Here is a 14,026-nt window from a genome sequence, read left to right as displayed (position 1 = left end):
GTTTTATTCATAAGTGTAAGGGGACCAGATGAATGTGAAAAATAGGCTACTGGCATTCCGTTAACGTTGGCGCTCGTTTTTAGCATGACTCCGGTAGTATTCGCGCAAGCGAAGGCGGGTGAGGAAAAGGGTTCCACTTGCCAAAGTCCCAAAATGGTGCAATTGAAAGGAGATATGCAGAAGGTATGGATCGACCATACGATATGGACGAGAAGCTATATTGTCAGCGCCATATTTAATCGCCCAGACCAAAAGGACGTATTAAACCGGCTTTTACGGAATCAGCAGGATATAGGCAATGTGATCAAGCCTTTTTATGGGGAAGCTGCCTGTAATAAGCTGGCTGACCTTCTGAGAGAGCATATTCTGATCGCAGGAAAAATTGTAGCCGCTGCCAAAGCGGGCAATCAGACGGATATGAAAAAGCTAGATGCGGATTGGCATGCAAACGCCGACGATATTGCCAAATTTTTAAGTGAAGCGAATCCGAACTGGCAGTTCAAAACACTACAAGATATGCTGTATACGCACCTTCAGTTGATTACGGAAATAGTCCTTAACTGTCTCAAAGGAGATTGGAAAGCAGATATTGCAGCAACCGATAAAAATGAGATCCATATGATTCACTTAGCGGACATCCTGACAGAAGGCATTGTCAAACAGTTCCCTGAAAAATTTTAAGCGAGCGCTATAGACGCCGCAAAGCAGATTAGCTTTTTATAATCACCCCAAGGGTGGCTATGGAAAGCTTTTTTTTGTATAAAAATGGGATGTGATATGGTGCTCAAAAAAATAAATATTTTATATTATTTGTTTGTGCTAATATATCTCTATTCCAATACAACTAGAAATGAGGATATTCTGTGCACCATGACAAGGAATTAAAGCTTGTAGAAACAAATATTGCGAAAGGGATTGCTGTAATACTACTTTTGATTCATCATCTTTTTGCTTTTCCTGACAGATTAAAGTACGACTATGTTTCATTATTTAGTTTATTTCATGAAAGAGGAGAGTTCTATTTAGGGCATTTTGGCCAGATCGCTATTTCTATTTTTTTATTTTTAAGTGGTTATGGTTTATATAAGAGCAATGTTCAAAATCCACAGCATTTAATGCAGAAAAGCTTTACAAGATTAAGCAAAATTATGATAAACTACTGGGTTGTTTTTTTACTTTTTATTCCGGTGGGTTTGTACTTCTTTGGAACTTCCGATAGATTTCAACATAATTCAATCATGGACTTTTTGCGAAATTTTATAGCGCTATCCAGTTCATATAATGGTGAGTGGTGGTTTTTATATGATTATATTCTACTGCTATTGATTTTTCCGGTCACCTTCCAAGCCTTCCAACGTAACACATGGGTAACCCTTCTAATTGCTGGCCTAGTTTTTTATAATTCATATTCACAAGGAAACTATTACAGCATTATGTATTGGCAGTTGCCGTTTATGATAGGGCTGTTCTTTGCGAAATATAAATTGTACTCATGGATGAATAAGATTTATAATTCTATTATTTTCAATAATATACTATTTGATATTGTTGTTCTTGTGCTGTTATTCCGTTTTCGTACTACGAGTCAATGGTTTGAGAAGACAACGATTGATATGATCATAGCCCCTGTAGTTATCCTCGTTAGTATTCATTTAATGAATAAATTAAAACTAACCAGACCTTTCGCTTACCTGGGTAAAAATTCAATGAATATTTGGTTAACCCACACCTTTTTTTGTTATTATTATTTTCAGAGTATTGTTTTCTTCCCCAAGGTATCTATCTTGATCTTGTTGTGGTTAACATTGTTAACAGTACTTACTTCAATTATTGTTAACAGTATCATCAGTCTCATTAATAACAAGGTGTACACTAAAAATATGGATATTAATCCAAACCAAGTTGGAAGCCAAGTGTAGTTTGGTTATTGACATTCATTCAAGAGCAGTTTATAAAACATAAGCGCAGCCTCCATGCTTTTTGGAAGCTGCGCTTTTTTTTGAATTAAGCGGTGGCAAACTTTTTGCCTGAAAAGTATATAAAAAAAGGACTTCATTAGCATATTAGCCGATATGAAGTCCTTCATAATGTTTATTTGGTTGAATACTCACTTACTTCAAATGTGAGAATTTTGTTGAAGATTACATAGTCTTTGCGATTGCTGAAAGGACCTTTGTTATTATTATGTTTATCGATGGCAAAGAATGAAGCACCTCTGCCGGCATCTTTAGCGTCGTACCAAGCGATGAAGGCATTCAATTCTTTCTTACTCAGATCGAATTCTTTATCAAATCCATTGTCCATCGTTACAGTCAGAATGGCGCGATCACCAGCTGGTTGTGAGGAATCATCTGTATCCGATGGATCTGGCGTTGTGGACGACCCAGGTGTTGTAGATGAACCAGGCGCCGTAGATGGATCAGGTGTTGTAGATGATCCAGGTTTTGTAGATGGATCCGGTGTTGTGGACGGATTAGGTGTTGTTGATGTATTTGATTCTTGGTAAGGCAAAAATCCTTCAGGAATTGGATATTTAAAATCACTTGCCCCAAAATTAGCAGTAAGTTTTTTTTCTGATCCAGTGCCATTGTAGATCAGTGGGAACACTTGTGATCCAGCAAGCTCTGAAGGTTTTGCAATGCTTGTTCCTTGGGAAACTCCATTTTTATACCATGTAACATTGTCGTTGTCCAAATCTAAAGCTATACCAATGACGTCATTGCCGCCAAATATACTACCATAAGCAGTTCTTTGAATATTGTTCGATGTGTTTTTTGTTCTAATTAACAGTTGACCATCCATGCCATATTTAGCCATCATTTCCCATGACGATGTGGGTAGTGTACCTGTTTCGCCAGTAATTCCTATTAGAGTTATAGAATCGTATCTATTATCATTTACGCCTACTTCCCAGTACCATTTTCCTGAGGTTTTCCCAACAGTTGCTTTGTCGGCATCACCGTTACTCCCAAGAATTCTTACTAAAGATCCATTCGTCCAAGTCACATTTGTAGTCTCCGCTTTTGTAACGGTCGGGAACAATGAGAACACCGAAATCCCAATAAGAAAGGCTAACGCTATTGATCCTAGTTTTTTATAAATATTTTTCATGACTTCCTCCTAAAATTATGTAATAACAAGTGAATTATAGAACTGGATTGGGATAATTGTCCAAACATTAAATGATATATATTCAAATATGAGTATAATTGTGGAAATTAATTTGTTTCGGAGGAACATAAGTAACATACGCAGAAATGTTTATTGCAGAAGGAAGATATTTATAATTTACTGAATGAAAATAGTTGAGGTGATCGTTGTGAAACGTACATATAAAATATTGAAGACAGACATGGAGTTGTTTGGAGCTGCTTTGGTCCAGGCGCATGTATATGTGGTATCCGTTGATGAGGAATTACGCGTGACATTTGAGGACTATGGGGGAATAGTAGAGGAGATTAAGCCAGAATCAGTCAAGATAGCAGGTAAAATTTTTATGAGAAACCAGCTTGAGTTTCGGGTAGACCTGATAGCAGGAGAAAACCCTGAATGATCTAATAACTCCGGCTCAATTTTCGGAATTAGATTCGTATGAGACGTGGAGCTTGATATTCATAATAACCTGGCATATCCCATATGACTAAGTAGGTGCTTTTTGGCTCACATAGAGGAGGGATATGATTGGATGCATTTGTGGCGCGCTCATTAGATGAAATACGGTTTTGGTCGAGGATCATGAAGGAGCATTCCTTTTTTCTGGGGTTAGGTTTTAGAGCAGAAGATACTCAGCTTAAAACAGAAGCCAATCGGTTTTACTCCATTTTTGAGGATATTGAGAAAAGATCGTATGAATTTAAGACTGACACAGATCCTTATACAATTAGAGAGTTTAATACGGAAGTTCAGAACGCGGCGACGAATATTTGGGCATTTAAGAGAATGGTATTGGGCCTTATATTACAATGCAAACTTCCTGGGCAAACCAATTTTCCCTTACTGGTAGATCACGTAAGCCGGGAAGCAAATTACTTCAGAAATCGTTTAGGGGAACTCAATTCAGGAACGCTTGAACCCTTACCTGATGCTATTATTGACGAAAATGTATTTTTCTTAAAGATTATGGCCGATCACGCAAAATTCATAGGCCATCTGCTGGATCCCTCCGAACGTAAACTGGTTGAACAAGCTAGGGAGTTTAGTAATGATTTTGATACACTGATGTTTCAAGCGATTGATTTAAGTTATATGCGCCCACAGTCGCAGACGGTTCCACTTCTGAGTCAATTTGTGGATGAAAACCGTATCTCTGTGAAGTCCTTGCGAGATTTTAAGAAAACAGCGCGTGATTTGATCGACGAGTGTCGAATAAAAAGCATTATCCATCCTTTATTAGCTGATCATGTATTTCGTGAGGCTGAGAGGTTTCTTTTTATTCTCGATATGTTTGATCAGTCCTTATCCGGTGTTAAGGTGAATAAAAATGAAATCATGCACTGAGATTCCTCTGCAAAACGAATACAGTTTCTGTGAAATGTGCATTGGAAATAAAGTTTTAGATTGAGCAAAAAAATCAAACAGCGGCGGACTAAGACTAAAAAAATAAAGTCTTAGACTGCCGCTGTTGTTATTCCACTAACGTATTCTGTTAGGTTGTCCAATATTATTGGCTGCCGTTAATTCTGACTCCGATCCTCCGGTATTTACTACACCTCTCGGCTCTACTAGCGTTCACTAAACTTAGATATCCTCTGATGGATTTATAATCGCCAGAACCTGATGGTCCTCCCATTTTCCATTAATTTTTACGTTGCTTCGAGAAATGCCTTCTTTGTGAAAGCCAGCCTTCTCAAGCACACGGATGGATCCTGGATTCCGAGGGGAGGCTTCTCCGACGATCCGATGAAACTTTAGTTCATCGAAAGCGTAGCGAACCACCTGCTTCACCGCCTCTGTCATATAACCCTTGCCGTTATAAGCTTGGTCTAGGCTGTATCCGATCATACAGCTCTGAAGGGGTCCCCTCACCACAAACGATAGGCCTATGCTACCTATAATCCGGTCGTCCTCCTTGTGGCATACCACGAAGGAATATTTCCGATCCTCCACCATGTCAGCCTTACTCTTAATAATCGTTTGGAGCTGGTGCTCCTCCGTATAGTGCTCTTCTTGGTGGTTTGGCGAAAACTTATCAAAGAACTCGCGATTGCGTCTGTACATCGCTGTCAATTCTGTGACGTCCACCTCTTCTGGGAATCGGACGTATACTTGCTGTTCCGACATCTGCACCATCCTTCTCATACGATGATATTGAAGGAATTATATCATAGGATGAGGATGCAGAAACTGACTTGATGAGTATGTATATGAGAAGCATTTCTCTGAATTTTAACCAAAAATATATAGCGAAATGATCATATTGGATATAGTATTTTCTAAAAAAGGGAGGCTGGAAAGTATGAATAATGCTTACCAAGTGCTCGAGGAGCGTATATTCGAGCAGCACTGGTTGTATCCATTGAACTGTTCAACCGGTTATCCTTAGAAGTGGCGCTAAGTATAAATATATGTATCCGGAGGATTTGTTTTACCATATTCAAACCTGTTTGGGGGAGCAACATGATAAGCATAGATAAAAAATCGGACACCCTAATTGTCGTGCTGCATGAGATTTATGGGATTAACCAGCATATACAAAATTTTTGTAGTTTATTATCGGGTCAGGGTTATGACGTCATTTGTCCAAATTTGATAGGCAAAGAAACGCCTTTTGATTATTCGCAAGAGGAGGCTGCCTATGCCCATTTTATGGGGAATGTAGGATTTGAACGCGCTTCCTATCATATCGAAAGTGTATTATTAAGTATTCGAGCTCGTTATAAAAAGGTATTTATCGTCGGATTTAGCATCGGGGCAACGATTGCCTGGTTGTGTAGCAAAGAAAAATATGCTGATGGAATCGTAGGATACTATGGCTCTCGTATTCGAAATTATTTGGAAATAACTCCACATTGTCCAACACTGCTTTTTTTCCCGCAGGAAGAAAAATCATTTAATGTGGATGAGCTCATTTCAACTTTAGACAACTATAATATCCGGGTACATAAATTCAACGGACAGCACGGATTCAGTGACCCCTACTCTACCCGATATCACGTACACTCAGCGCAGCAATCATTTAACGAAATGGTAGAGTTCTTCAGGAAGATTGATCAATAAAAGCAGTCGTTTGCTTCTAGCCCACACCTTTTTCACTGTTCTGGGGAAACGCACAGTCATGATGTGCCGATTAGTCATATGTATATAAATCATTGACTATGAAAAGGAGATGCATGTGGCTGTGGCTACCTTTTATCAAGCTTTCAAGTTGAAGAGTCGGATTTGGCGAACGATGCTAAAGCGAAACGGAGTAACAGGAATTGGAGTAGGTTATGCTGATCCCAATAGACCGGCAAAGGGTGCGGCGATTGTGTTATACACCTTGAGAAATCTTTCGGCTGTGTCGCAAACCAAATTACAAGCAGTAACCCAAAATATAAGTCGGGCTTCTGCGGTACCTATCCGAATTTTAGGTGTGGGTTCCTTCAAAAGGGAAGCGGCGACGCCTACCCAAACAAACCCTCGCCAAAGATGGCGCCCCGTGCCCGGTGCAGTCAGTGTAGGAACAACGGTTCCCGCCACTGCAGGAGGGACCGGAGGACTCATTGTTATTAAGAATAATACTTTGTTTATTTTGAGTAATGCCCATGTTCTAGTCCCAACGAATACAAGCCAATTTCACAATACCATTCAGCCTTCTCCGGCAGATGGGGGTAGAACGGCGGATCAGATCGGGAGAGCTTTTCAATTTGTCCCGCTTACTACGACAGGTGTTAACTTTCAGGACTCTGCCATAGCTATTGCCAATTCAAATAGTCTGCTTAATCCGAGGTATCTGATTAACCAAAGTGGTGGTCTCATTACCGTACCTGGGCACTTATTGAGCTATCGTCTGGGGATGACGTTTAAAAGAATGGCTAAAACAAACGGCTTCGCCAGAGGAGTTGTGGAGGCGATTGGCGTGGAGCAAAGAGTGAGGGGCGATTCGGGAATCAAGATTTTCCGTGATCAAACCGTCATTCGTTTTACCCAGGGGCGAACTGGACCTGGAGATTCGGGTTCCGTATGGCTGAATGACAGTAACGATCGGTTGAACAATTATGCAGCCGCGGTTCATTTTGCCGGATCTACCGATGGAACGCGTTCTGTATCTTTCCCAATTGAACGGGCGATGAGAACCTATGGGACTTTGGTTGCCATTCCGGCTGCTGCTGGAGGATATAAGGCAGGTGTGGCAAAAGGAAAGGCTCCAAAAAACAATTATGCCTATGTCCGGCCATTGACCAGAAAACAAAGGTCCTTGTCTCCGGTCATAACATCCAATACAGAACAAGAAAAGCATTAGACTATGATTATCTAGCCGATCTCTATCGAAAATACCTCTTTAAAACCTCTTTTACCCTCGGCTGTAATGCGTATCGCTCGGGTTGTGGGCAGATGCTCGACCCAATGTAATTCGAATAATCTGTCCAGAAGAGCACTTCCTAAAGCACCGGCAAGGTGATGGCGTCGTTCACTCCAATCCAGGCATTTATGTGAGAAGGAGCGACGCTTTTGTCTTGTGTTCTTGAGGTCTATCTGAAAGTCAGCGAAGAAAATCTCTCCTTGTTGGGTAATATGAAGTCCGTCCTGATCCTCGGAAAGAATCCCCCTTTGAATGAAAAAACTCATGATTTGTACGCCTAAATGACCCGCAACATGATCGTAGCAAGTTCTTGCCAACCGTATGGCCTCGTTTTCGGAGGCTTGTTTGAATGACTTGATTGGAACAGGTGGAGCTATGGATAAAAGTGACTCCATCACCTGGGCAACCTCGGGGTCTTGAATGCCATAGTAACGGTGCCGACCTTGTTTTTCTACGGTAACGACTTGTGCCTCGATCATTTTAGCCAGATGGAAGCTGGCGGTTTGCGGTTTGATACCTGCCATATGGGCTAATTCACTTGCCGTGTGAAATCTGCCGTCTAATAGAGCGGTGAGAATGGCCGCACGGGAAGGCTCACTGACGAGAGAAGCAATCATGGCTACATTTGATTTGGTGCTCATGGCACGGTCATCCCCCTTTGTAATCCATACTTCGATGAAGGTTGAAATGTTTACATTTTACAATAAGGAGGCAGATCTGAACAGAAGGAGAAGAGAACATGGACCAAATGAATCAAATAAATCAAATAAATCAGATGAACTACAGCCCAAGTATAAAAACGATAACCCCTAGCATTTTATATTACGGAACCCCTGTGATTTTACTCAACACGCTGAATGAGGATGGAACGACCAATATTAGCCCTATTTCCTCCTCGTGGGCATTAGGAGATTGTGTGGTACTAGGCATTGGAACAGGTGGCAAAGCATTAGAAAATATGGAGCGGCATCCCGAATGTGTAATCAATGTTCCTGGGCCTTCCATGTGGGAAAATGTAGAGCGTTTGGCTCCTTTTACAGGCAAGAATCCCGTTCCAGTGGAAAAAGAGAAACATGGATTTACATATCAAAAAGATAAGTATGAGATCAGCGGACTGATTGCGATTGACTCGAATAGGGTCAAGCCGGCCCGAATCAGGGAGTGCCCTATTCAAATCGAAGCCAAGGTGAAGGAAGTCCGGATTCCTGACCACTCTCCTTATTTTGCGATCGTCGAAACCCAAGCCATACAGGTGCATGTTCATCAGGATATCATCCTCGGTGAGAATCATATTGATCCGGCAAAGTGGAGCCCACTCATCTATAATTTCCGCCATTATTTTGGTTTGGGTGAGCATTTGGGCAAAACCTTCCGAGCCGAAACCTGATGCTTTAAATAAAATAATAATATCCTACCTGAATAATGAGAATTATCTTCCCAAATCGTTCTTTTTGTGCGAGAATAATTGAAAAATCATCCATGACTACGCATACAGGAAGAGACGATTCATACAGCACGTATAACAAGGGAGGAAATAATCATGTCAGAAGAACGCAAGCTGTCATTCGAAACCCTCGCTGTCCATGCCGGACAAGAGATTGATCCTACTACCTTTTCCCGCGCCGTTCCGTTGTACCAAACCACTTCATATGGATTTCGGGATGCCGAGCATGCGGCTGATTTGTTCTCGCTGAAAGAATTTGGCAACATTTATACGCGTCTGATGAATCCGACCACGGATGTGTTCGAGCAACGGATCGCCGCACTGGAAGGCGGGGCTGGCGCGTTGGCCACAGCTTCGGGAATGGCGGCGATTTCCTTCTCCATTCTGAACATTGCGGGAGCTGGAGATGAAATTGTATCAGCCTCCAGCCTGTATGGCGGTACATATAATCTTTTTTCTACCACACTGCCCAAATTGGGTATTAAGGTGCATTTTGTCGATTCGGATGATCCAGAGAATTTCCGTCATGCCATTACGGATAAAACGAAGGCCATCTTTGCCGAAACGATTGGCAATCCACAGGGCAATGTGCTGGATGTGGAAGCAGTATCTGCGATTGCGCACGAATATGGTATTCCGCTGATTGTGGATAACACGTTCCCGAGCCCTTATTTATTGCGTCCTATCGAATATGGAGCGGACATTGTTGTGCATTCGGCAACGAAGTTCATTGGCGGACACGGTACGTCTATTGGCGGAGTGATTGTGGACAGCGGCAAGTTTGACTGGAAAGCGAGTGGCCGTTTTCCAGGACTGACTGAGCCGGACCCGAGCTACCATGGGGTTGTATACACCGAGGCAGTGGGGCCTATCGCGTACATTATCAAGGCACGGGTGCAATTGCTGCGTGACTTGGGAGCAGCCATTTCTCCGTTCAATTCATGGCTGCTGCTTCAAGGCTTGGAAACATTGCATCTGCGGCTGGAAAGACATAGTCAGAATGCCCTGAAGGTAGCGCAATATCTCGAAAGTCACAAGGATGTGGAGTGGGTTAGCTACTCTGGATTGCCGAGCCATCCATCCTATGAGTTAGCCCAAAAATACTTGCCAAAAGGACAAGGGGCAATCCTGACCTTTGGTATCAAAGGCGGGAGCCAGGCGGGAAGCAAGCTGATTGCGAATGTAAAGCTGTTTTCTCATCTGGCGAATGTAGGCGATTCCAAGTCTTTGATTATTCATCCGGCAAGCACGACTCACCAGCAACTGAATGCAGAGGAACAGGTGGCTGCCGGAGTCAAACCGGAGCTGTTACGTTTATCTGTTGGGACCGAAGCGATAGACGATATTTTGTATGATCTGGAGCAGGCAATCGCGGCCAGTCAACAATAACAAACAGTAGTTGGCGTCTTGTTAGGCCCAGTGAGATAGGGAAGTTTTGTAGCATTCGCAAGTGATTTTTGATTCCGATCGGTTTTCATTCAGAGTTTGATCAGGCGGGGGGCAACCTTCGCCTTTTTTGTTTGTTGACATCATACCCCCATAGGTATATATTATACCCCATAGGGTATATTGGGAGGGAAAGAAATGGGTCAGAGGATAGTTATTATTGGCGGGGTCGCAGGTGGAGCTTCTGCTGCGGCGAGATTGCGTAGATGGAGTGAGGAAGACGAGATTATTTTATTTGAACGCGGTGAGCATGTTTCTTTTGCAAACTGTGGTCTTCCCTACTATATTGGGGGGACAATCCAGGCGCGGGAGAAGCTGTTTCTCCAGACGCCTCAAGGCATTAGAGACCGTTTTAATATAGATGTACGGGTGCAAAAAGAAGTAATACAAATAGACCGCGAGCATAAGCTTGTGCGTTACCGCGATATGATCACTGGAGAGACGGATGAGCAGCCATACGATATTGTGGTATTATCGCCAGGAGCCAAACCGATGATACCGGATATTCCCGGATTACATGAAGCTACAAATGTATTTACGTTAAGAAACATTCATGACACCGACCTTATTAAGGCATATGTAGATGAAAGGCATCCCAAGCATGCCACGGTAATCGGGGCCGGGTTTGTTGGGCTGGAGATGGCTGAAAATTTGCGGGAGCGTGGACTTGCAGTAACCATCATGGATAAGGGACAACAATTGTTGAATCCGCTTGACCCCGAAATGGCTAAACTGGTGGAACAGCATGTGAAGCTGAACGGGGTGGAGGTGCGTTTAGAGGAAGGAGTCGCAGCTTTTGAAGAACAGGGTACACAGCTCCGTTTGACTTCCGGGGAGATGCTTCAGACGGACCTGGTTATTCTGGCGATTGGTGTTGTGCCTGAAAATGAGCTGGCCAAGCAATGCGGATTGGAACTAGGTTTTCGCGGTGCCATTCAGGTGAATGCACAGCTGCAAACCAGTGATCCGTCCATTTATGCGGTAGGGGATGCCATCCAGGTCAAAGACCGCAATCATGGGTTTGCAACGATGGTATCGCTGGCCTGGGGAGCCAATCGGCAGGGGCGTTTGGCCGCAGATCATATTAATGGTCAGGCGATTTCCTATGATGGTGCGCTCGGAACATCCGTAATTAAGACCTTTGCATTGACCGCAGCTTCTACAGGCAACAATGAAAAAACATTGCAGCGACTGGCTGTTCCTTATCAGGCTATTCATATTCATCCCGGTTCACATGCCGGTTATTATCCTGGCGCGTCACCCATTTCGATGAAGCTGCTCTTTCATCCGGAGACCGGGATGATCTACGGGGCGCAGGCTGTTGGGGCTGATGGCGCGGACAAAAGGATTGATGTTATTGCGACGGCGATTCGCGGTCATTTGAATGTCCGTGAATTGGCAGATATCGAACTTGCTTATGCACCTCCTTATTCTTCAGCTAAAGATCCTGTGAATATGGCGGGTTACGTGGCTTCGAATATCATGGATGGACTGGTCCAGACGATACAATGGCATGAAGTTGACGATTTCCACCGCAATGGTGGTCTTGTAATTGATGTCCGGGATGCGGTGGAGCTACAGGGAGGAACCGTTCCAGGTTCCATTCATATTCCTCTGGCCGAGATCAGAGAGCGGATGTCGGAAATTCCTCGTGATCTGGAGATCGCGGTATCCTGCCAAGTCGGGCTGCGTGGCTATCTAGCGGCCAGAATTCTGACCCAATCGGGCTATCGGGTAAGGAACGTTGATGGTGGCTACAAAACATATTCGGTTATGGCTAAACGTGGTCATCTTTTAAAATAGTTCATCACCCATCCAATCTGATTAAGATGATCCGTTACTTCCCCGTGCAGCGCACCAAAGAAGGTATCTTGTAGCTCTACGGTGATGGTACCTTTTTCTGATAGTGAATAGTAAGCCTGTTTAAGCTCATCCTCACTCTCGCAGTCGAGAATGATTTGGACATGCTGTGCTTTCTGCGGTTTACCGTAGGAGTCGGAGAAATGGATATGACTGCTACCTAGGTGCAGTTCGGCATGTAAAAGCTTGCCTTCTTGCTTGTTCAGTACTTTGATTTTCCCGCCTAAAACAGATTGGTAGTAGTCAACCGATTGCTGCACATCGTTTACAATGACAAAAGGACTTGCACTTCTCATGGGATCCAATCCTCTCATTTCTTCTATGTAGGGCTGTCTGCTAACATACATTATTTACATTGTCGGCAGGGTTTACCCCTTTTCTGATTAAATTTATGGCTTGGTTCACTGTGTGACGTCTGTTACAATAGAAGAGGCATAAATGATGGATAGAAAAGAGGTCGAACAGGTGGGCACTTCAGCGATTTGGGAAGCAGTTATCTATTGGGTAATCTTGGTGATTTCTGCTCTGTGTGTGATTGCAGTATCTGGTAGTCGTAAGACCGCAAGCACGATTATTTTGGCACCCGTTGTTTTGTTCTGTACCATATTTATGATGCAGGGCTCGGTGTTTACTGCTATGAAGCACCCGACCATGGGGGCTAATGTCGGTCTGGGTATGGCGTTTCTGACCACATGGGTAGTCAGCGGAATATTGTTTGCTGTAGCGCTTGTGATTGCTTTTATTAAATATAGCAAAAGGAACAAGGCGTAGTTTAGCCTTAACCTCAGATGAACAAAGGCTTTCGGTGATGTACCGAAAGCCTTTTTTGTATTCTTAGTTAACGATACAGGATGTTTTCGTTCATCTACGTCTTCTCATGAGCAAAACAACGATCAGCACAATGATGATCACGATCAATAGAAACTTCATATTCGATAACCTCCTTGATCTGTCTCCTATTTGATATTAACCATTTTTAATAAGTGTGCACCGGTGTATCCCAAGCAAGTATGTATTGTCAAATGTTTGGCGAAAATGTGATTGTGGGGTCAAAAAGAGGTTTACAGGCTTAGCTGGAAAGTGTATACATAAAGTGAGGAGGCGATTGCCATGAGTGATCGTGCATTTCATTTGTTTTATATTATTTTCTTGACGGTTCTGGCACTTGGAAGTGTTGGAGGAATCTCTTGGTGGTTGCGCTCTATCGGTCGTCAGGAGAAGGAAAAAAACTAAATTCAGCATGGGCATACAAGCCCGTATGCATCTTCCAGTAGGAGGGTGCATTTTTATATGTTATAATAGGAACATATGTTCTTTTCAGGAGGGATAGATGATGTTGCCGGATTTGGAACGGAAGTTACTGCGTATTTTGTATAATTATTTTGCCCAGCATCGCCACATGCCTACAATGGCTGAATTGTCAGCAAAAACGGGTAGGCGAGATTCTGAAATTACAGCCGCATTGCGGCATATGGAACAAGAGCGCTATATCACATGGGAAAATAACACAGGTACCCAGCATATTGTGTTACTGGAAGGATGGGAGCGTCCTTCCACCTACAAGCCTGCCCAAGTGGAAGCTGGACGCCCTACTACCCAAACGATACAGTCTGGTAGTACGGATTATTGGACGAATTATTAGCAGCGATATATAGCTGGAAAATTAATGAGTTTTTAAGGTGCATATCATTTGGTTTTAAGAAAGCAAGACTATAATGACCCTATTAACCCCTTTTTGATCAAGCTATAGGCCCTGTCGATGTATCGGCAGGGTC

The 14,026-nt window shown here is 43.0% G+C and carries 16 protein-coding genes; 12 read left to right on the top strand and 4 right to left on the bottom strand.

Annotation, left to right across the window (positions count from 1 at the left end; translation table 11 throughout):
• The first annotated feature begins 84 nt into the window (after positions 1-84).
• Complete coding sequence (locus tag OIU26_RS22305) at positions 85-681, top strand: glycosyltransferase (RefSeq protein ID WP_264218084.1); 597 nt, start codon at positions 85-87, stop codon at positions 679-681.
• A 182-nt stretch (positions 682-863) separates the two neighbouring features.
• Entirely contained in the window at positions 864-1,919 is a 1,056-nt protein-coding gene (locus OIU26_RS22300; RefSeq protein WP_040102263.1) for an acyltransferase family protein, read from the top strand.
• 172 nt (positions 1,920-2,091) lie between these two features.
• Here the strand turns inward: OIU26_RS22300 and OIU26_RS22295 are convergent, their stop codons facing one another.
• Complete coding sequence (locus tag OIU26_RS22295) at positions 2,092-3,111, bottom strand: SPRY domain-containing protein (RefSeq protein WP_264218058.1); 1,020 nt, start codon at positions 3,109-3,111, stop codon at positions 2,092-2,094.
• A gap of 184 nt (positions 3,112-3,295) precedes the next feature.
• On the opposite strand from OIU26_RS22295, the gene OIU26_RS22290 reads away from it, so the two are divergent.
• Both OIU26_RS22290 and OIU26_RS22285 read left to right on the top strand, forming a co-directional pair.
• Positions 3,296-3,553 carry a hypothetical protein gene (locus tag OIU26_RS22290; protein ID WP_264218057.1) on the top strand — a complete coding sequence of 86 codons (258 nt, stop codon included), beginning with the start codon at positions 3,296-3,298 and terminating at the stop codon, positions 3,551-3,553.
• Positions 3,554-3,681: 128 nt separating this feature from the next.
• A complete protein-coding gene (locus OIU26_RS22285; RefSeq protein ID WP_013369156.1) occupies positions 3,682-4,497 on the top strand; it encodes a DUF2935 domain-containing protein in 816 nt (271 codons plus the stop codon).
• Positions 4,498-4,737: 240 nt separating this feature from the next.
• Here OIU26_RS22285 and OIU26_RS22280 read toward each other — a convergent pair whose 3' ends face one another.
• Positions 4,738-5,280 carry a GNAT family N-acetyltransferase gene (locus OIU26_RS22280; protein WP_025676229.1) on the bottom strand — a complete coding sequence of 181 codons (543 nt, stop codon included), beginning with the start codon at positions 5,278-5,280 and terminating at the stop codon, positions 4,738-4,740.
• A gap of 336 nt (positions 5,281-5,616) precedes the next feature.
• Between OIU26_RS22280 and OIU26_RS22275 the strand changes: the two genes are divergently transcribed.
• A complete protein-coding gene (locus tag OIU26_RS22275; RefSeq protein ID WP_264218056.1) occupies positions 5,617-6,216 on the top strand; it encodes a dienelactone hydrolase family protein in 600 nt (199 codons plus the stop codon).
• A gap of 115 nt (positions 6,217-6,331) precedes the next feature.
• Entirely contained in the window at positions 6,332-7,441 is a 1,110-nt protein-coding gene (locus OIU26_RS22270) for a hypothetical protein (protein WP_264218055.1), read from the top strand.
• 11 nt (positions 7,442-7,452) lie between these two features.
• Here OIU26_RS22270 and OIU26_RS22265 read toward each other — a convergent pair whose 3' ends face one another.
• A complete protein-coding gene (locus OIU26_RS22265) occupies positions 7,453-8,142 on the bottom strand; it encodes a winged helix-turn-helix domain-containing protein (RefSeq protein ID WP_264218054.1) in 690 nt (229 codons plus the stop codon).
• Positions 8,143-8,249: 107 nt separating this feature from the next.
• Between OIU26_RS22265 and OIU26_RS22260 the strand changes: the two genes are divergently transcribed.
• The 3 genes from OIU26_RS22260 to OIU26_RS22250 all read left to right on the top strand — a co-directional run bounded on the left by OIU26_RS22260 (position 8,250) and on the right by OIU26_RS22250 (position 12,194).
• The gene (locus tag OIU26_RS22260) at positions 8,250-8,888 is read left to right on the top strand and encodes a flavin reductase family protein (RefSeq protein ID WP_264218083.1); all 639 of its coding nucleotides are present in this window, start codon (positions 8,250-8,252) and stop codon (positions 8,886-8,888) included.
• Positions 8,889-9,041: 153 nt separating this feature from the next.
• A complete protein-coding gene (locus OIU26_RS22255; protein ID WP_264218053.1) occupies positions 9,042-10,334 on the top strand; it encodes a homocysteine synthase in 1,293 nt (430 codons plus the stop codon).
• 195 nt (positions 10,335-10,529) lie between these two features.
• Entirely contained in the window at positions 10,530-12,194 is a 1,665-nt protein-coding gene (locus OIU26_RS22250; protein ID WP_264218052.1) for an FAD-dependent oxidoreductase, read from the top strand.
• Here the strand turns inward: OIU26_RS22250 and OIU26_RS22245 are convergent.
• On the bottom strand, positions 12,179-12,547 hold the full coding sequence (locus OIU26_RS22245) for a VOC family protein (protein ID WP_264218051.1): 369 nt from the start codon (positions 12,545-12,547) through the stop codon (positions 12,179-12,181). The genes OIU26_RS22250 and OIU26_RS22245 overlap by 16 nt on opposite strands.
• A gap of 142 nt (positions 12,548-12,689) precedes the next feature.
• Here OIU26_RS22245 and OIU26_RS22240 point away from each other — a divergent pair, with 142 nt between their 5' ends.
• The 3 genes from OIU26_RS22240 to OIU26_RS22230 all read left to right on the top strand — a co-directional run bounded on the left by OIU26_RS22240 (position 12,690) and on the right by OIU26_RS22230 (position 13,893).
• Entirely contained in the window at positions 12,690-13,022 is a 333-nt protein-coding gene (locus tag OIU26_RS22240; protein WP_192442979.1) for a hypothetical protein, read from the top strand.
• Positions 13,023-13,361: 339 nt separating this feature from the next.
• Entirely contained in the window at positions 13,362-13,484 is a 123-nt protein-coding gene (locus tag OIU26_RS22235) for a hypothetical protein (RefSeq protein WP_255305280.1), read from the top strand.
• A gap of 100 nt (positions 13,485-13,584) precedes the next feature.
• Positions 13,585-13,893: a hypothetical protein gene (locus tag OIU26_RS22230; RefSeq protein ID WP_337684207.1), complete on the top strand. Its 309-nt coding sequence runs from the start codon at positions 13,585-13,587 to the stop codon at positions 13,891-13,893.
• The last annotated feature ends 133 nt before the right edge of the window (positions 13,894-14,026 follow it).

This window comes from Paenibacillus sp. BT-177 (assembly GCF_025846815.2).
In the GTDB taxonomy this organism is placed as follows: Bacteria; Bacillota; Bacilli; order Paenibacillales; family Paenibacillaceae; genus Paenibacillus; species Paenibacillus polymyxa_C.
The sequence above is the reverse complement of the archived record's forward strand: the minus strand, read 5'-3'. Positions and strand labels throughout refer to the sequence as shown.

Coding starts and splice junctions, on each gene's coding strand:
- OIU26_RS22305 (WP_264218084.1), top strand. CDS start 85: ATGACTCCGGTAGTATTCGCGCAAGCGAAGGCGGGTGAGGAAAAGGGT.
- OIU26_RS22295 (WP_264218058.1), bottom strand. CDS start 3,111: ATGAAAAATATTTATAAAAAACTAGGATCAATAGCGTTAGCCTTTCTT.
- OIU26_RS22290 (WP_264218057.1), top strand. CDS start 3,296: ATGAAAATAGTTGAGGTGATCGTTGTGAAACGTACATATAAAATATTG.
- OIU26_RS22280 (WP_025676229.1), bottom strand. CDS start 5,280: ATGTCGGAACAGCAAGTATACGTCCGATTCCCAGAAGAGGTGGACGTC.
- OIU26_RS22275 (WP_264218056.1), top strand. CDS start 5,617: ATGATAAGCATAGATAAAAAATCGGACACCCTAATTGTCGTGCTGCAT.
- OIU26_RS22265 (WP_264218054.1), bottom strand. CDS start 8,142: ATGAGCACCAAATCAAATGTAGCCATGATTGCTTCTCTCGTCAGTGAG.
- OIU26_RS22260 (WP_264218083.1), top strand. CDS start 8,250: ATGAATCAAATAAATCAAATAAATCAGATGAACTACAGCCCAAGTATA.
- OIU26_RS22255 (WP_264218053.1), top strand. CDS start 9,042: ATGTCAGAAGAACGCAAGCTGTCATTCGAAACCCTCGCTGTCCATGCC.
- OIU26_RS22250 (WP_264218052.1), top strand. CDS start 10,530: ATGGGTCAGAGGATAGTTATTATTGGCGGGGTCGCAGGTGGAGCTTCT.
- OIU26_RS22245 (WP_264218051.1), bottom strand. CDS start 12,547: ATGAGAAGTGCAAGTCCTTTTGTCATTGTAAACGATGTGCAGCAATCG.
- OIU26_RS22240 (WP_192442979.1), top strand. CDS start 12,690: ATGATGGATAGAAAAGAGGTCGAACAGGTGGGCACTTCAGCGATTTGG.
- OIU26_RS22235 (WP_255305280.1), top strand. CDS start 13,362: ATGAGTGATCGTGCATTTCATTTGTTTTATATTATTTTCTTGACGGTT.
- OIU26_RS22230 (WP_337684207.1), top strand. CDS start 13,585: ATGTTGCCGGATTTGGAACGGAAGTTACTGCGTATTTTGTATAATTAT.